Here is a 17445-nt window from a genome sequence, read left to right as displayed (position 1 = left end):
GCCGCGACCCGCGGGCGGGGCACCCACTCCGGCCGCAGTGCCTCGCCGCCCAGCCATGCAGGTGGCCCTGGCCGGCCGCACTCGCCAACCCAGGCTCGCCTCGACCGCAGCCGCCTCAAACCCCAGGCCAGGCGGGCGGCGCGAACGGCCCCCAGCTGAACGCGTCCAGCCAAGGCCCCGGCGCGGCACTCCACTCCAGCGCCGCGAGCTGGGCGAGCGACCGCCGCCCGGCCAGGGCGCGGTACAGGTCGTGGGCCGGTGCCGTCACCGTCGCCACCGGGCGTCCCGCGCCCGCCGTCCACTCCGAGCCGGCCGGGGTGCGCAGGCGCAGGGCCGGCAGGCCGCGTCCGGCGACCGAGCCCGAGAAGCCGCGGACCAGCACCTCGAAGCTCGGTGCCCAGGCCGCGTGCTCGGCAGGCGGCGGCACGCCCAGCGCCGCGCGCAGGTCCAGCTCGTGCGTGTAGGCGTCCATCACCATGACCTCGCCGCTGCGTCCGCCCGCCGCGGCCAGCCGCCGGTCGAGGTCCTCGCCGACGGTGTCCCAGTGGTCGAGCAGCTCCGGCACCGTCCGGGCGTCCGTCCGGGCCGGCGGCGTGCCGCCGTGGCGCTCCACCACTCGCCCGGCGATCGCGGCGAGGTGGCCCAGCAGGTCGGCGACGGTCCATTCGGGACACGCCGGCACCCGCCGTTCCCGCACGTCGGCGCGGGCGGCCAGCAGGGCGCGAACGCCGCGGCGCACTTCCGGGTAGCCCACGAAGTCCGGGGCCGGCCGACTCGCTGTCACGCGTCCCACCTCACCTGGCACGATCAGGGCGTCCGGCCCAGTATGCGCAGGTGCCCAGGCCCGGTGCGTCTCCTCGCGTGCCGACACCCAACCCCTCGGGAGGAGTGACCTTGCCCACTCTGTGGTCCACGCCGGCGCAGTGGGACCTGCTGCCGCCGGTCGTGCTCGCGCTCGTGCTCAGCGTCGCGATCGGGCTCGAGCGCGAAGCCGGCATGAAGGCCGCCGGCCTGCGCACGCACAGCCTGGTCGGCGTCGGCGCGGCCGTGTTCATGCTCGTGTCGAAGTACGGCTTCGCGGACCTGCTGAGCTCCGAGCGCGTGGCGCTCGACCCGTCGCGGATCGCCGCGCAGATCGTGTCCGGCATCGGCTTCATCGGCGGCGGCCTGATCTTCGTCCGCCGCGACGCCGTGCGCGGGCTGACCACGGCGGCGACGATCTGGCTCACCGCCGCTGTCGGCACGGCGTGCGGTGCCGGGCTGCCGGTGCTGGCCGCCGGGACGACGATCGGGCACTTCGTCGTGACGCGCGGCTTCCCGCCGCTGCAGCGGTTCGTCGCACGGCACCGGCGTGAACCACCGGTGGTCCGGTTGAGCTACCTCGACGGCCACGGCGTGCTGCGCGCGGCGCTGGCCGCGTGCACCGGGCGCGGCTGGGCGGTGCACCACGTCGAGGTCGACCACGAGTCGATTTCCGAAGAGGGACAACGGATCGCGGTCGTGACCCTGCGGCTGGACGGCCGCGGCGATCTCTACGACCTCGCCGCCGAACTGGCCGAGCTGCCCGGCGTCCGGAGCACGTCCACCGGCCCCGGGGAACCGCTCGACGAATGATCGCCCGCCCGGGCAGCGCGCGGGCCCGGGTTTGCGGCACACTGGGAGCACACGGAAATTCCCCGGCGCCGCAAGGAAAACGCGCGACCGAGGAGAAACCATCCAATTCGGAGGTGAGGCATGGCCCCCGGCGGTGGCGAGGACGTGGCGGACACGCGGCCCGCATTCGACCTGGCGTGGCGCGGTTTCCACCGCGCGCAGGTCACGGAATACGTCGAGTGGGCCGAGGCCGAGATCCGCAGGCTCACCGCCGAACGCGACTCCGCGCGCGCTCGCGTGGCCACGCTCACCGAGGACAACCGCGAGCTCCGGCTGAAGATCGACCGGATCAGCCGGACGCCGATCGCGCCGGACGCGCTGCAGGAGCGTTCGCGCCGGATGATCGAGCTGACGCGCGAGGAAGCGGCCGAAATCACCACGCGCGCAACGGAAACGGCCGAACGGATCCGGCGCGAAGCCGAGCAGGAGGCGGTCCGGCTCACGGAGAAGGAACGCCGCCTGGTCGCCGAAGCGGAGGCCGACCGCGAGCGCCAGCGCGCGGAGCACGAGGAGTTCATGCGCGCGGCGGAGGAGCGCCGCCGCGAACTGGACGAGGCGGCGGCGCACCGCAGGGCCCAGCTGGAAGAGGATCACGCACGCGCGATGACGGTCCGCCGCGCCGACGCGATGCGCGCACTGGCGGAGCAGGAAGCGGCCGCCCGGGCGAAGGCGGATCAGCTGGTGGCCGACGCCACCGAGCGCAGCGAAGCACTGGTGACGAGGGGCGAGCGCAAGCTCGCGGCCGCCGAGGCCGAGGCCGGGAAACTGGTCGCCGACGCGACCGAGCGCAGCGAGACGCTGGTGGCCACCGCCGAGGCCAAGGCCGAGAAGCTGGTCAGCGAAGCGGCCCAACGCAGCGAAACCCTCGTCGCCACCGCCGAAGCCAAAGCCGACAAACTGGTCAGCGAAGCGGCCCAACGCAGCGAAACCCTCGTCGCCACCGCCGAAGCCAAAGCCGACAAACTGGTCAGCGAAGCGGCCCAACGCAGCGAAACCCTCGTCGCCACCGCCGAAGCCAAAGCCGACAAACTGGTCACCGAAGCCCAAGCCAAGGCCAACCAGCTCGTCACCGACGCCACCCAGCGCAGCGAGACCCTGGTCAAGGCGGGCAAGCGCAAGCGCGCGGCCGCCGAGGCCCAGGCCGAAAAGCTGGTCAAGCAAGCCACCGAGCGCAGCGAAACCCTCGTCGCCAGGGCCGAGGCCAAGGCCACCAAGCTCGTCACCGAAGCCCAAGCCACAGCCGACCAGCTCGTCACCGACGCCACCCAGCGCGGCGAAACCCTGGTCAAGGCGGCCGAAGCCGAGGTCACGGCCCTGGCCGAAGTCCGCGACAAGCTCCAGGCCAGCCTCACCGGCTGCCGTGGCTTGCTGGCCCAAGCCGCCGGTGCCCTCGACGACCGGCCCGCGCCCTTCGACCCCGAAGCCACCCTTCCCATGTCCGAGCGCGTGCCCGTCCAGCGGCGGTCACCCGCGGGCGTCACCGACGCCGTCGGCTGAGGTCCCATGACCGCACGCGCGCGGCTCGCCCTGGTCGCGGCCCTCACCGCGGGCACCCTCACCGCCTGCGGTGCGGGCTCCGGCGTGACGATCAACCTGTACGTCTCGCCGGAGAACAACCTCCAGCACGTCGTCGACGCCTGCACCGCCGCCGCGGGTGGCCGGTACCGGATCGTCTACCACCGGCTCCCCCGCGGCGCGGACGGCCAGCGCGAGCAGATGGTGCGGCGGCTCGCGGCGGAGGATTCCTCGCTGGACGTCCTCGGCCTCGACGTCACGTGGGTGCCGGAGTTCGCCGAAGCCGGCTGGATCGTGCCGTGGACCGGCGCCGCCGAGGCCGAGGCGACGCGGGACGTGCTGCCCGGCCCGCTCTCCACCGCGCGCTGGAACGGCAAGCTCTACGCGGCGACGAAACACACGAACGTCCAGCTGCTCTGGTACGACGACCGGCTGACGCCGTCGCCGCCGAAGACGTTCGACGAGCTGATCGCCCAGGCCAGGGCCCTCAAGGCGGCCGGGAAACCGGGGAACGTCCTGTTCACCGGCGCCCAGTACGAGGGCCTGGTCGTGTTCTACAACACGCTGGTCGCGTCGGCCGGCGGGCACATCCTGTCCGAAGACGGCAAGTCCGTGCTGATGGACGAAGGCGCCGTCCACGCGCTCGAAGTGCTCAAGACGTTGACGACGGCGGGCGTCACCGACCCGTCGCTGACCAACCAGAAGGAGGACGACATCCGGCAGGCGTTCCAGCGCGGGCAGGGCGCGCTGCAGCTGAACTGGCCGTACGTCTACGCCTCCTACAGCAAGGAGAAGCCGCAGGACCTGACGCACGTGCACTGGGCGCGGTACCCGTCGGTGGTGCCGGGCCGGCCCAGCCGCGTCACGATCGGCGGCTTCAACCTGGCCGTCAGCACGTATTCGCCGCACCGGGCCGAGGCGTTCGAGGCGGCGTTGTGCCTGCGCAGCCCGGCCGGCCAGAAGTACCAGGCCATCGAGGACGGCCTGGCCCCGACGACCCGTTCGGTCTACGACGACCCGGCGCCACTCGACCCGGCCGACCCGGGCTCGACCATGGCGGCGAAGTTCCCGATGAAGCCGGACATCCTCGCGGCGCTGGCGGACGCCGCCGTCCGGCCGCTGACCCCGGCGTACCAGAACCTGTCGACGGTGATCTCGAAGGTGCTGTCCCCACCGTCGGCGATCGACCCCCGGGAGACGGCGGCGGAGCTGCGCGAACGGCTGACGGACGCGCTGAATTCGCGGGACATCATCCCTTGACGCCGCTGCGGCGCGTGCTCGCCCTGGTCGCGGCGGGGGTGACGCTGGCCGCGTCGACGACGCTGGCCAACCGCGTGCTGCCGGGCTGGGCGTACCCGGTGTGCGGTCTGGTCGCGGCGGCGATCCTGGTGGGCTGCGGCCGGGCGGCCGGCTGCACGTGGATGGACCTGGGCCTGGGCCGTGTCCGTCGCCCGGCGCAGGTCGGGCTGACCGGGGCGGCGCTGATCGCGGCGGTGTTCGGGATCGCGCTGGCGGTACCGGCGCTGCGCACGGTGTACCACGACGGGCGAGTGGGCGACCCGGATTTCACGCAGCTGCTGTGGCTGACGTGCGGCCGCATCTTGTTCGGGACGGTGCTGATCGAGGAAGTGGCGTTCCGCGGCGTACTGCCGGCCCTGTTCGGCGCGAGTGACGAGCGCTGGAGCTGGCCCCCGATCCTGGCGTCGGCGGCGCTGTTCGGGCTGTGGCACGCCCTGCCGGCACTGGCGATCGGCCGCAACGCGGCGGTCCACGCGGTGTTCGGCACGACGCCGGTGGCGGTGCTGCAGGTGCTGGCCATGGCGGCGGCGGGTGTGGCGGGAATCTTCCTGCACTGGTGGCGCCACGCGGGCCGCGGAGTACTGGCGTCGGCCATGGTCCATTTCACGACCAACGCGGGCGGCCTCACCCTGGCGGTACTGGTGCGCTGATCGCACTCAGGGGCACCGCGGCGCTATGCCCGCTTTCTTCCGGCTCCTGGCTCAGATTCCCCCAGCTCCCGAGTCAGGAGCGCACCAGCCGCGCAATGGCGTCCGAGGCTTCCCGCACCTTCAGGTCCGCCTCTTCACCACCGGCTGCGGCGGCCTGCACGACGCACGTCGCCAGGTGCTCGTCCAGCAGTTCCAGCGAGAACGACTGCAGTGCCTTCGTCGCCGCCGAGACCTGGGTCAGGATGTCGATGCAGTACTTGTCCTGCTCGACCATCCGCTGCAGCCCGCGGATCTGCCCTTCGATCCGGCGCAGGCGCTTGAGATAGGCCTCACGCTCGCTGCCGTAACCCGTCATCGGCCCACCTGTCCCCGTCGTCGGATCCCTCTCCGCCGAGTATACCCACCCCACGTATCGGGCGGTGGCCTCAGCGGAACCGGCGCAGGCGGAGGCTGTTGCTCACCACGAACGCCGACGAGCACGCCATCGCCGCCGCCGCGATCATCGGGTTGAGCAGGCCCAACGCGGCCAGGGGCAGCGCTGCGACGTTGTACGCGAACGCCCAGAAGAGGTTGCCCTTGATCGTCACCAGGGTCCGGCGGGCCAGGCGGATCGCGTCCGCGGCCACCCGCAGGTCGCCGCGGACCAGCGTCAGGTCGCTCGCCTCGATCGCCGCGTCGGTGCCGGTGCCCATCGCCAGGCCCAGGTCGGCCTGGGCGAGCGCCGCCGCGTCGTTGACGCCGTCGCCGACCATCGCCACCACCCGGCCCTCGGCCTGCAGCCGCTTGACGACGTCGACCTTGCCCTCCGGCAGCACCTCGGCGACGACCTCGTCGATCCCCGCTTCGGCGGCGACCGCCCGCGCCACGCCCGCGCTGTCGCCGGTCAGCAGCACCGGCTTCAGCCCGAGTTCGCGCAGCTCGGCGACGGCCTGAGCCGACGTCGGCTTGATCGGGTCGGCGACGGCCAGCGTGCCGCGGACCTCGCCGTCCCAGCTCACCGCCACCGTCGTCACGTCGGTGCCCGCCGCTCGTCCGACTCGCACCGCGCGCCCTTCGACCTCGCCGGTCACGCCGACGCCCGGCGTGCTGCGGAAGTCCGTGACCGCGGGCAGCGCGCCGAACCGCTCCCGCGCGGCCTCGGTGATCGCCCGGCCGATCGGGTGCTCGGAAGCGGCCTCGACGGCTCCTGCCAGCCGCAGCACCTCGCCGTCGCCCTCGACGAGCGTCATCCGGCCGGTGGTGACCGTGCCGGTCTTGTCGAGGACCACGGTGTCGACGCGGCGGGTCGACTCGAGCACCTCGGGACCCTTGATGAGGATGCCCAGCTGCGCGCCGCGGCCGGAGCCGACGAGCAGCGCCGTCGGCGTCGCGAGGCCGAGCGCGCACGGGCACGCGATGATCAGCACGGCGACGGCCGCGGCGAACGCGGCGGCCGCGGAGCCGCCGCTCGCCAGCCAGCCGGCCAGCGTCACCAGCGCCGCGAAGACGACAACCGGCACGAACACCGCCGAAACACGGTCGGCGAGCCGCTGGACCTCGGCCTTGCCGTTCTGCGCCGCTTCGACCAGCCGCGCCATCTGCGCCAGCCGGGTGTCCGCGCCGACCCGGGTGGCCCGCACGAGCAGCCGGCCGCCGGCGTTGACGGTCGCGCCGGTGACCGCGTCACCCGGCCCGACCTCGACGGGCACGGACTCGCCGGTGAGCATGCTGAGGTCGACCGCGGACCCGCCGTCGACGACGACGCCGTCGGTCGCGATCTTCTCGCCGGGCCGCACGACGAAGACGTCGCCGGCCTTCACTGCCGCCACCGGAACGAGGTGCTCCTCGCCCTCGCGCAGCACCGTGACATCCTTCGCGCCGAGGTCCATGAGCGCGCGCAACGCGGCGCCGGCGCGGCGCTTGGCCCGCGCTTCGAAGAAGCGGCCGGCCAGGATGAACGTGGTGATCGCGGCCGCCACCTCGAAGTACAGGTCGTCGTTCGTCGTGCAGACGAGCGCGTAGAGCGACCAGGCCACGGAGGCGACGACGCCGAGCGAGATCAGCGTGTCCATCGTGGCGGTGAGGTGGCGCAGGTTGACCGCGGCGGCGCGGTGGAACGGCCACGCGCCCCAGGTCACGACCGGGGCGGCCAGGGCGAGCGCGAGCCAAGGCCAGTGGTCGAAGTGCCAGGCCGGGACCATCGCGAGGATGACCAAGGGGACGGTGAGCATCGCGGAGACGAGCAAACGATTGCGCAGCGTCGTTGTCTCGTCGGGCTCCTCCGGTTCGGGGAGCTTCGCGGTGTATCCGGCGGCTTCGACGACGGCCGTCAGGTCGGCGATCGTCAGCTCGCGCGGGTAAGTGACCTGCGCTTTCTCGGTGGCGTAGTTGACCGTCGCGGTCACGCCGCCGACCTTGTTGAGCTTGCGCTCGATGCGGGCGGCGCAGGACGCGCACGTCATGCCGCCGATGGCGAGCTCGACGCGCTCCGCGGTGGTCACTTCGGCCTGCTTCACGCGACGAGGCGGTAACCGGCCTCGGTGACGGCGGCGGAGACCGCGTCGGTGGTCAGCGGGGTGTCGCTGGTCACGGTCACGCGTCCGCTCTCGACGTCGACGTCGACGCGCTGGACGCCGGCGAGCTCGGAGACCTCTTCGCGGACCGACGTGGCGCAGTGTCCGCAGGTCATGCCTTCGACGGTGTAGGTCGCTTCGGTCATTTCCCCGTCCTTTCGTCCTGCCTCCCTTTATACCCATCGGGGGTAGGGGTTCTCCAGCGGGTCCCGTCAGACTCGCGGCATGCGCAAGCTCTACGCGATCGGGATCGGCGCCGGCGACCCGGAACACCTCACGGTGCAGGCGATCGACCGCCTCAACCGCGTCGACGTGTTCTTCGTGCTCGACAAGGGCGCGGAGAAGGCCGACCTGGTGCGGCTGCGGCAGGAGATCCTCGACCGGTTCGTCACCCGGCCGAAGTACCGGGTGGTGCTGGCGCAGGATCCACCGCGCGACCGCACGCCGGTGGACTACCGGGCGGCGGTGGCCGACTGGCATGCGGCGCGCGCGGCGATCTACGAGCGGATGCTCCTGTCGGAGCTGGGCACGAACGACTCCGGGGCGTTCCTGGTGTGGGGTGACCCGTCGCTGTACGACAGCACGATCGCGTTGATCGAGGCGGTGCTGGCGCGCGGGAACGTCGAGTTCGAGTACGAAGTGGTGCCGGGGATCAGCAGTATCTCGGCGCTGGTGGCCCGGCACCGGACGACGATGAACCAGATCGGCCGCGCGGTCCAGCTGACGACGGGCCGCCGGCTGGCGGAGGGCTGGCCGGACGGGGTTGACGACGTGTTCGTCCTGCTGGACGCGCACACGACGTTCGACCGGTACGTGGACGAGGGCCTGCACGTCTATTGGGGGGCGTACGTGGGTACGCCGGACGAGATTCTGCTGTCGGGGCCGCTGACTTCGGCGCTCGCGGCCCGGATCCGGGAGACGCGGGCGGCGGCGCGGGAGCGGCACGGCTGGATCATGGACACGTACCTGCTGCGGCGGCCGGCGAAGTAGCCGTTTTGCGGATATGAAGGAAGGCCCCGGGAGAACCAATTCTGGTCCTCGACCGGGGCCTTCCCCAACATGAAGTTCGGCGGTGTCCTACTCTCCCACAACCCTTCGGTTGCAGTACCATCGGCGCTGTCAGGCTTAGCTTCCGGGTTCGGAATGGGACCGGGCGTTTCCCTGACGCTATAACCACCGAAACACTACGAAACAACACACACACTCGGTGTGGTGTTTCAGAGCTGTAGAGTGGATGCGTAACATCTTCGTAGGCAAGTCCTCGGCCTATTAGTACCAGTCAACTCGACAACACATTACTGTGCTTCCATCTCTGGCCTATCAACCCAATGGTCTCTTGGGGGCCTTAACCCACAAAGGGTGGGATACCTCATCTTGGAACAGGCTTCCCGCTTAGATGCCTTCAGCGGTTATCCCTTCCGAACGTGGCCAACCAGCCATGCCCCTGGCGGAACAACTGGCACACCAGAGGTTCGTCCGTCCCGGTCCTCTCGTACTAGGGACAGCCTTCCTCAAGTATCCTACGCGCGCGGCGGATAGGGACCGAACTGTCTCACGACGTTCTAAACCCAGCTCGCGTGCCGCTTTAATGGGCGAACAGCCCAACCCTTGGGACCTACTCCGGCCCCAGGATGCGACGAGCCGACATCGAGGTGCCAAACCATGCCGTCGATATGGACTCTTGGGCAAGATCAGCCTGTTATCCCCGGGGTACCTTTTATCCGTTGAGCGACACCCCTTCCACCAGGAGGTGCCGGATCACTAGTCCCGACTTTCGTCCCTGCTCGACATGTCTGTCTCACAGTCAAGCTCCCTTGTGCACTTGCACTCAACACCTGATTGCCAACCAGGCTGAGGGAACCTTTGGGCGCCTCCGTTACTCTTTAGGAGGCAACCGCCCCAGTTAAACTACCCATCAGGCACTGTCCCTGAACCAGATCATGGCCCGAGGTTCAGATTCCCAATTCGACCAGAGTGGTATTTCAACAACGACTCCACCACAACTAGCGTTGCAGCTTCACAGTCTCCCACCTATCCTACACAAGCCGAACCGAAAACCAATACCAAACTATAGTAAAGGTCCCGGGGTCTTTCCGTCCTGCCGCGCGTAACGAGCATCTTTACTCGTAGTGCAATTTCGCCGGGCCTGTGGTTGAGACAGCCGGAAAGTCGTTACGCCATTCGTGCAGGTCGGAACTTACCCGACAAGGAATTTCGCTACCTTAGGATGGTTATAGTTACCACCGCCGTTTACTGGCGCTTAAATTCTCAGCTTCACCCCCGAAGGAGTTAACCGGTCCTCTTAACGTTCCAGCACCGGGCAGGCGTCAGTCCATATACATCGTCTTGCGACTTCGCATGGACCTGTGTTTTTAGTAAACAGTCGCTTTCCGCTGGTCTCTGCGGCCACCCACCCCTAGCCCGAAAAAGGCTTCAAGGTGTTTGGCCCCCCTTCTCCCGAAGTTACGGGGGCATTTTGCCGAGTTCCTTAACCACAGTTCACCCGATCGCCTTGGTATTCTCTACCTGACCACCTGTGTTGGTTTGGGGTACGGGCCGTGCATGCACTCACTAGAGGCTTTTCTCGGCAGCATAGGATCACTCTACTTCGCCTCAAACGGCTACGCATCACGTCTCAGCCTCATGGAACACGGATTTACCTATGTTCCAGCCTACACGCTTACACCAGGACAACCATCGCCTGGCGGAGCTACCTTCCTGCGTCACCCCATCGCTTGACTACTACGAAATCAGGTCCCACGCTCCACACGACACTTCCATCCGAAGACTTCCGCGCCGGCTTTGGGTGGTTAGTATCAAACGCCTCGTCATGGGCGCACATGCTCGGGTACGGGAATATCAACCCGTTGTCCATCGACTACGCCTGTCGGCCTCGCCTTAGGTCCCGACTTACCCTGGGCGGATTAGCCTGGCCCAGGAACCCTTGGTCATCCGGCGGCAGAGTTTCTCACTCTGCATTCGCTACTCATGCCTGCATTCTCACTCCCACACCCTCCACCACTCGCTTCCGCGGCGGCTTCCCTGGATGCAGGACGCTCCCCTACCCATCCACACCACTAGACACAACCCTCAAGGAGCTGAGCCGATGTATTGTGCGAATGACACAGCTTCGGCGGTGTGCTTAAGCCCCGCTACATTGTCGGCGCAGGACCACTTGACCAGTGAGCTATTACGCACTCTTTCAAGGGTGGCTGCTTCTAAGCCAACCTCCTGGTTGTCTGGGCAATCCCACATCCTTTCCCACTGAGCACACACTTAGGGGCCTTAGCTGGTGTTCTGGGCTGTTTCCCTCTCGACGACGAAGCTTATCCCCCGCCGTCTCACTGCCACGCTCTCACACTACGGTATTCGGAGTTTGGTTGATTTCGGTAACCCGGTAAGGCCCCTAGACCATCCAGTAGCTCTACCCCCGCAGAGAAACACGTGACGCTGCACCTAAATGCATTTCGGGGAGAACCAGCTATCACGGAGTTTGATTGGCCTTTCACCCCTACCCACAGCTCATCCCCCAGGTTTTCAACCCTGGTGGGTTCGGGCCTCCACGACGTCTTACCGACGCTTCACCCTGGCCATGGGTAGATCACCCCGCTTCGGGTCTAGACCACGCGACTCAAACGCCCTATTCAGACTCGCTTTCGCTACGGCTACCCCACACGGGTTAACCTCGCCACGCAGCACTAACTCGCAGGCTCATTCTTCAAAAGGCACGCCATCACCCAAAGGCTCTGACGGCTTGTAGGCACACGGTTTCAGGTACTCTTTCACTCCCCTCCCGGGGTACTTTTCATCTTTCCCTCACGGTACTCGTCCGCTATCGGTCTTCAGGAAGTATTTAGGCTTACCGGGTGGTCCCGGCAGATTCACAGCAAATTCCACGAGCTCGCTGCTACTCGGGAACACCAAACAAACAACCAACAATGCGTTTTCGCGTACGGGGCTCTCACCCACTCCGGCCCGCCATCCCAAACGGTTCCACTAACACACGTGATCATTCCGAGGACTGTCAGATCCTCGACGCTGGGTCCCACAACACCGCCTGCACAACGCCTGACAGCTTGACATGCAAACGGTTTAGCCTCATCCGCTTTCGCTCGCCACTACTCACGGAATCACGGTTGTTTTCTCTTCCTACGGGTACTGAGATGTTTCACTTCCCCGCGTTCCCTCCACACACCCTATATATTCAGGTGCGGGTAACACCACATCACTGGTGCTGGGTTTCCCCATTCGGAAATCCTCGGATCACAGCTCGGTTGACAGCTCCCCGAGGCATATCGCAGCCTCCCACGTCCTTCATCGGCTCCTGAAGCCAAGACATCCACCATGTGCCCTTAACAACTTGACCACAAAGATGCTCGCATCCACTCTACAGTTCTCAAACACCACACCAGAAACAAACGTCCCTAGGGCGATAGCCCTGCGGCGTGTTGCCTCAGGACCCAACAGTGTGCTTCATGAACAACCACCGCTCCGGGCGCCGGCCACAGGTTCCACGATCCGAAGATCAGTACTACCGCGAGCATTGCCCACCAGCCATGACCATAACCAGTAGTTCCACAATTCCTTGAGCAACCAAAGCAACACCACAGTCGGGTGTTAAACCCTGGCCACTCCCAACTCTATGAGCTGAGATGTGTTGTGCTCCTTAGAAAGGAGGTGATCCAGCCGCACCTTCCGGTACGGCTACCTTGTTACGACTTCGTCCCAATCGCCAGTCCCACCTTCGACCACTCCCTCCCTTACGGGTTGGGCCATGGGCTTCGGGTGTTACCGACTTTCATGACGTGACGGGCGGTGTGTACAAGGCCCGGGAACGTATTCACCGCAGCGTTGCTGATCTGCGATTACTAGCGACTCCGACTTCACGCAGTCGAGTTGCAGACTGCGATCCGAACTGAGACCGGCTTTAAGGGATTCGCTCCACCTCGCGGTATCGCAGCCCTCTGTACCAGCCATTGTAGCATGTGTGAAGCCCTGGACATAAGGGGCATGATGACTTGACGTCATCCCCACCTTCCTCCGAGTTGACCCCGGCAGTCTCCCACGAGTCCCCGCCATCACGCGCTGGCAACGTAGGATAAGGGTTGCGCTCGTTGCGGGACTTAACCCAACATCTCACGACACGAGCTGACGACAGCCATGCACCACCTGTACACCAACCACAAGGGAAGCCCCATCTCTGAGGATGTCTGGCGCATGTCAAGCCCAGGTAAGGTTCTTCGCGTTGCATCGAATTAATCCACATGCTCCGCCGCTTGTGCGGGCCCCCGTCAATTCCTTTGAGTTTTAGCCTTGCGGCCGTACTCCCCAGGCGGGGCGCTTAATGCGTTAGCTACGGCACGGACAACGTGGATGTCGCCCACACCTAGCGCCCAACGTTTACAGCGTGGACTACCAGGGTATCTAATCCTGTTCGCTCCCCACGCTTTCGCTCCTCAGCGTCAGTATCGGCCCAGAGACCCGCCTTCGCCACCGGTGTTCCTCCTGATATCTGCGCATTTCACCGCTACACCAGGAATTCCAGTCTCCCCTACCGAACTCAAGTCTGCCCGTATCGACCGCAAGCTCAACGTTAAGCGTTGAGTTTTCACGGCCGACGCGACAAACCGCCTACGAGCTCTTTACGCCCAATAAATCCGGACAACGCTCGCACCCTACGTATTACCGCGGCTGCTGGCACGTAGTTAGCCGGTGCTTCTTATCCAGGTACCGTCACTTGCGCTTCGTCCCTGGCGAAAGAGGTTTACAACCCGAAGGCCGTCATCCCTCACGCGGCGTCGCTGCATCAGGCTTGCGCCCATTGTGCAATATTCCCCACTGCTGCCTCCCGTAGGAGTCTGGGCCGTGTCTCAGTCCCAGTGTGGCCGGTCACCCTCTCAGGCCGGCTACCCGTCGTCGCCTTGGTAGGCCACTACCCCACCAACAAGCTGATAGGCCGCGGGTTCATCCTGCACCGCCAGAACTTTCCACCCCCACGCATGCGCGCAAGAGTCATATCCGGTATTAGACCCCGTTTCCAAGGCTTATCCCAGAGTGCAGGGCAGATTACCCACGTGTTACTCACCCGTTCGCCACTCATCCACCACCGAAGTGGCTTCAGCGTTCGACTTGCATGTGTTAAGCACGCCGCCAGCGTTCGTCCTGAGCCAGGATCAAACTCTCCAACAATGTCTTCGAATTCAATCGAGGCAAATACTTGCTCTCAAAGGAAACCCCAACGAGGAGTTTCACTACATAAGCTCTACTGGCTTAGTTCACTAGCACACTGTTGAGTTCTCAAGCAACACACCCCGAGTCCGCCGCACCCAAGCGGCTCGCTCGAAGCGAGTCATTCCTAGCAGTTTTTGGTGGGACACCCACTCAATCGCTGTCCGCGAGAGCTTGGTTCGTGTCCCGGCGGCCGCCCGGTCTCCCTGGCGACGAAGAGAAGATTACACGCCGGAAAACGGCCCCGAACGGGGGGGTCGGTTAACAAGATCAGCGCAGGTCAGACCCCGTGACGAAGCCCGTCGCGGCCCAGTCTGCCCCCAACGGGCCCGCGGCGCCACCGTGAAAATATTGCTCCGAGTACATTGCACCGTATTGCTCCGCGGCAAAGCTCCGCCTAGCGTCGGCGGCATGACACTCGCCCACGACGACCGCGGCCCGCAGCACGGGCGGCCGGTCCTGCTCGTCCACGGCCACCCCTTCGACCGTTCGATGTGGCGTCCCCAGGCCGAGCGGCTCGCCGGGCAGGGCTACCGGGTGATCACCCCGGACCTGCGCGGCTACGGCGCTTCGCCCACCACCGACGTCAAGACCGGCCTCGACGTCTTCGCGCAGGACCTCGTCGACCTCGCCGACGAGCTGCGCCTCGGCCGCTTCGTGCTCGGTGGCCTGTCCATGGGCGGCCAGATCGTCATGCAGCTGGTCGCCGACCACCCCGGCCGGGCCGAAGCCCTGCTCCTGGCCGACACCTTCCCCGGCCTCGACACCCCGGCGGCCAGGCAGGCGCGCCTCGACACCGCCGACCGCGTCACCACCGAAGGCATGGCGCGGTACGCCGAGGAGCTGCTGCCCAAGATGATCTCGCCGGAGACGCGCCGGACCAGGCCGGACGTCGAGGCGCACGTGAGACGCATGATGCGGGATGCCCCGAAAGAGGGAGCGGCAGCAGCACTGCGGGGACGCGCGGAGCGTCCCGACTACACCGCGGGGCTGGCGAAGATCGACGTCCCCACGCTGGTGGTCGTCGGCAGTGAGGACGAGTTCACCCCGGTCGCCGACGCGCGGCTGATCCACGAGCTCATCCCGGGTTCCACCCTGGCGGTGATCGAGGGCGCGGGTCACCTGCCTAACCTGGAGCGCGAAACGGAGTTCGACGAGGCACTCAGCACCTTCCTGAACAGCAGCGGAGCCACGCCATGACCCAGCAGCAGACCGTGTTCGTGACCGGCGCCAGCGCCGGCTTCGGTGACGCCATCGCGCGCCGGTTCGTCGCCGAGGGCGCGCGGGTGATCGCCGTCGCGCGCAGCGCGGACAAGCTCGGGAAACTGGCCGGCGAGCTGGGCGGCGCCGTGCTCCCGGTCAAGCTCGACGTCAGCGACCCCGACGCGGTGAAGCGCACCGTCGCGGGCCTCCCCGAGGACTGGAAGACAGTGGACGTCCTCGTCAACAACGCCGGCCTGGCCAAGGGCCTCGAGCCCGCGCACCAGGCCGACCTCGGCGACTGGGACCAGATGATCGCGACCAACGTCCGCGGCCTCGCGCACGTCACGCGCGCGCTGCTGCCGGGCATGGTCGAGCGCGGCCGCGGCCACGTGATCAACATCGGCTCGATCGCCGGCACCTACCCCTACCCCGGCGGCAACGTCTACGGCGCGACCAAGGCGTTCGTCCACCAGTTCAGCCTCAACCTGCGCAGCGACCTGCACGGCACCGGCGTCCGGGTGACGAACATCGAGCCCGGCATGGTCGGCGGCACCGACTTCTCCAAGGTCCGCTTCGACGGCGACGCGGCCAAGGCGGACAAGGTCTACGAAGGCACCACCCCGCTGACCGCGGAGGACGTCGCCGAGTCCGTCTACTGGGCGGCGAGCCAGCCGAAGCACGTCAACATCAACGTCATCGAGCTGATGCCGGTGGTGCAGAGCTTCTCGGCCCTCCAGATCTACCGCGAGAGCTGAAACAGCGAGGCGAGCGCCTGCTGTTCCGGGTCCAGCTCGGTCAGCAGGCGCTTGGTGCGCGGCCGCCCGCCGGTGGACGGGTAGCGCAGCACCAGCTCGCCGATGCCCGCGAGCTGGTCCAGCAGCTCCCGCACCGAGAGGTTCGTGCCCGCCCGGTCGGCCTCGCGCCGCATGAGGTGGGTGACGGTCGCCGCGAGCACCGAGACCAGGCCGTGCGCGGCGATCCGCTGCCGCGTCCACTCCCAGCGCGGCGTCGGCCCGGTGACGGCGGGCCCGGTCAGCCAGCGGAACGTCGACTCCAGGTGGGTGCGCGCCCGGTAGGCCGTCACGACGTCCCCGATCGGCCAGTCCCGGTCGGTGACCAGCACCTGCTTGCCGAAGAACTCCTCGTCCAGCCGGGCCAGCGCGGCGGCGTCGACCTTCCGTTCCAGGCGGATCTCGCCGGGCCGGGTCCCGCTCAGCACGGCGGTGAGCACTCGCTCGATGCGCCGGCCGCGGGTGACCCGGCCGATCTCGGCGTGCACCTGGGCACGGTCGCCGCGGTGGGTGCCCGCGGCCAGTGCCTCGGCCAGGCCGTCGAGCTCGCGGGTCGCGGTGGCCAGCTCGTCGGCGAACGCGCGCGACTGCGCCGCGTGCAGCGTCGCCGAGTGCGTGAGGATCACCCGCCGCCGGACGCCGTCGACGACCGCGTGCGTGTCCAGCGCCGTGAGGCCGGCGAAGCGTTCGGGATCGACGCGCTTGCGGGCGGACGCCGGCTGGGTCAGCAGCTCGGGATGGTCGGTCAGCGGCAGTGAGCCGACGAAGCCGCTGCGCGAGCCGAGGTCCAGCTGGGCGGCCTGGCCGGCGTGGAAGACGAGCGTCGCCGGGCCCAGCCCGGACGTCAGCGAAGCGAACGTCGGGGCCTCGTCGCGCCGGTACAGCCGCGAGGCCAGCGGGATGGCGCCGTCGCGGGTCACGCGCAGGCCGACGCCGGCCAGCACCTCCCGGCAGGCCGAGGGCAGGGTGCAGTCCGCGGGCGCGAACACGGCGAACTGCGGGACGTCGACGGCGAGCGCCGCGTGGTCGTCGAGCGTCTCCAGCACGGCAGCAGCGACCGCGTCCTCGATGCGGGCGACGCGCTCCGGCGTGAGCCGTTCGAGGGCCCGCCAGAATCCGTCTGCTGTGGACACCCGGGGGCGCACGACGTCCGCGATGGCACAGGATTCCCACCACTCGCCGATCGGCGTCGCCGGCGCGGTCGCCCGGTGCAGCACGGCGATCGCGAGGGTCAGGCCGAGGCCGGGTTTCGCGCGCTGCGGGCCGACGACGTCGTCGACGCGCCGGACGAAGTCCAGCCGGGTCAGCGTCGCCCACACGGCGGCGACGGCACCGTATGTCCGATACGACACCGATGCCGGTTCGCCGCCCGGGACGGCGCGGGCGATCTCCTCGGCCGTGCCAAGGTAACGCTGGGTCACCACCCGTGGCTTGCCGTCGACCCGGCCGGACTCCGCCAGGTAGTAGTACGTCCGCCCGCCGATCTTCTTGCCGACCACAGCTGCCACTCTTTAGGTAATACACGTCCAGCCGCTGATCGACAACCACGGAAGC

12 protein-coding genes and 3 rRNA genes are annotated in these 17445 nt (G+C 67.6%); 7 read left to right on the top strand and 8 right to left on the bottom strand.

Annotation, left to right across the window (positions count from 1 at the left end; all coding sequences use genetic code 11):
* Window positions 1–115 precede the first annotated feature (115 nt).
* The gene (locus BT341_RS16795; protein ID WP_072477207.1) at window positions 116–784 is read right to left on the bottom strand and encodes a maleylpyruvate isomerase family mycothiol-dependent enzyme; all 669 of its coding nucleotides are present in this window, start codon (window positions 782–784) and stop codon (window positions 116–118) included.
* 110 nt (window positions 785–894) lie between these two features.
* On the opposite strand from BT341_RS16795, the gene BT341_RS16790 reads away from it, so the two are divergent.
* The 4 genes from BT341_RS16790 to BT341_RS16775 all read left to right on the top strand — a co-directional run bounded on the left by BT341_RS16790 (window position 895) and on the right by BT341_RS16775 (window position 5117).
* Entirely contained in the window at window positions 895–1614 is a 720-nt protein-coding gene (locus tag BT341_RS16790; RefSeq protein ID WP_143168573.1) for an MgtC/SapB family protein, read from the top strand.
* 120 nt (window positions 1615–1734) lie between these two features.
* Window positions 1735–3150, top strand: a complete 1416-nt coding sequence (locus BT341_RS16785; protein ID WP_072477206.1) for a DivIVA domain-containing protein — start codon at window positions 1735–1737, stop codon at window positions 3148–3150.
* 6 nt (window positions 3151–3156) lie between these two features.
* Window positions 3157–4428: an ABC transporter substrate-binding protein gene (locus BT341_RS16780; RefSeq protein WP_072477205.1), complete on the top strand. Its 1272-nt coding sequence runs from the start codon at window positions 3157–3159 to the stop codon at window positions 4426–4428.
* Window positions 4425–5117 carry a CPBP family intramembrane glutamic endopeptidase gene (locus BT341_RS16775; RefSeq protein WP_072477204.1) on the top strand — a complete coding sequence of 231 codons (693 nt, stop codon included), beginning with the start codon at window positions 4425–4427 and terminating at the stop codon, window positions 5115–5117. The genes BT341_RS16780 and BT341_RS16775 overlap by 4 nt, the downstream gene beginning before the upstream one ends.
* 73 nt (window positions 5118–5190) lie before the next feature.
* Here BT341_RS16775 and BT341_RS16770 read toward each other — a convergent pair whose 3' ends face one another.
* From BT341_RS16770 to BT341_RS16760, 3 genes are all read right to left on the bottom strand, one after another.
* On the bottom strand, window positions 5191–5472 hold the full coding sequence (locus tag BT341_RS16770; RefSeq protein ID WP_072477203.1) for a metal-sensitive transcriptional regulator: 282 nt from the start codon (window positions 5470–5472) through the stop codon (window positions 5191–5193).
* Between the two features lie 70 nt (window positions 5473–5542).
* Complete coding sequence (locus BT341_RS16765) at window positions 5543–7612, bottom strand: heavy metal translocating P-type ATPase (protein ID WP_143168572.1); 2070 nt, start codon at window positions 7610–7612, stop codon at window positions 5543–5545.
* A complete protein-coding gene (locus BT341_RS16760) occupies window positions 7609–7815 on the bottom strand; it encodes a heavy-metal-associated domain-containing protein (RefSeq protein ID WP_072477202.1) in 207 nt (68 codons plus the stop codon). The genes BT341_RS16765 and BT341_RS16760 overlap by 4 nt, the downstream gene beginning before the upstream one ends.
* A gap of 79 nt (window positions 7816–7894) precedes the next feature.
* On the opposite strand from BT341_RS16760, the gene cobF reads away from it, so the two are divergent.
* Window positions 7895–8659 carry a precorrin-6A synthase (deacetylating) gene (gene cobF / locus BT341_RS16755; RefSeq protein ID WP_072477201.1) on the top strand — a complete coding sequence of 255 codons (765 nt, stop codon included), beginning with the start codon at window positions 7895–7897 and terminating at the stop codon, window positions 8657–8659.
* 74 nt (window positions 8660–8733) lie between these two features.
* Here the strand turns inward: cobF and rrf are convergent.
* From rrf to BT341_RS16740, 3 genes are all read right to left on the bottom strand, one after another.
* Window positions 8734–8850, bottom strand: a 5S ribosomal RNA gene (rrf, locus tag BT341_RS16750).
* Between the two features lie 68 nt (window positions 8851–8918).
* Window positions 8919–12035, bottom strand: a 23S ribosomal RNA gene (locus tag BT341_RS16745).
* A gap of 304 nt (window positions 12036–12339) precedes the next feature.
* Window positions 12340–13858, bottom strand: a 16S ribosomal RNA gene (locus BT341_RS16740).
* Together the 16S, 23S and 5S rRNA genes form the textbook arrangement of a ribosomal RNA operon.
* Window positions 13859–14308: 450 nt before the next feature.
* Between BT341_RS16740 and BT341_RS16735 the strand changes: the two genes are divergently transcribed.
* Together BT341_RS16735 and BT341_RS16730 are read left to right on the top strand one after the other, a co-directional pair.
* On the top strand, window positions 14309–15097 hold the full coding sequence (locus tag BT341_RS16735; protein ID WP_072477200.1) for an alpha/beta fold hydrolase: 789 nt from the start codon (window positions 14309–14311) through the stop codon (window positions 15095–15097).
* Complete coding sequence (locus BT341_RS16730) at window positions 15094–15855, top strand: SDR family oxidoreductase (RefSeq protein ID WP_072477199.1); 762 nt, start codon at window positions 15094–15096, stop codon at window positions 15853–15855. The genes BT341_RS16735 and BT341_RS16730 overlap by 4 nt, the downstream gene beginning before the upstream one ends.
* Here BT341_RS16730 and BT341_RS16725 read toward each other — a convergent pair.
* Window positions 15840–17399 (bottom strand): IS1634 family transposase, encoded by a 1560-nt coding sequence (locus tag BT341_RS16725; protein WP_425426368.1) that lies wholly within the window; start codon window positions 17397–17399, stop codon window positions 15840–15842. The two genes, BT341_RS16730 and BT341_RS16725, sit on opposite strands and share 16 nt — an antisense overlap.
* Window positions 17400–17445 lie beyond the last annotated feature (46 nt).

The sequence above is a fragment of the Amycolatopsis australiensis genome (genome assembly GCF_900119165.1).
Lineage (GTDB): Bacteria > Actinomycetota > Actinomycetes > Mycobacteriales > Pseudonocardiaceae > Amycolatopsis > Amycolatopsis australiensis.
Note: the sequence above shows the minus strand (reverse complement) of the source record. Positions and strands in the feature narration are given on the sequence as shown.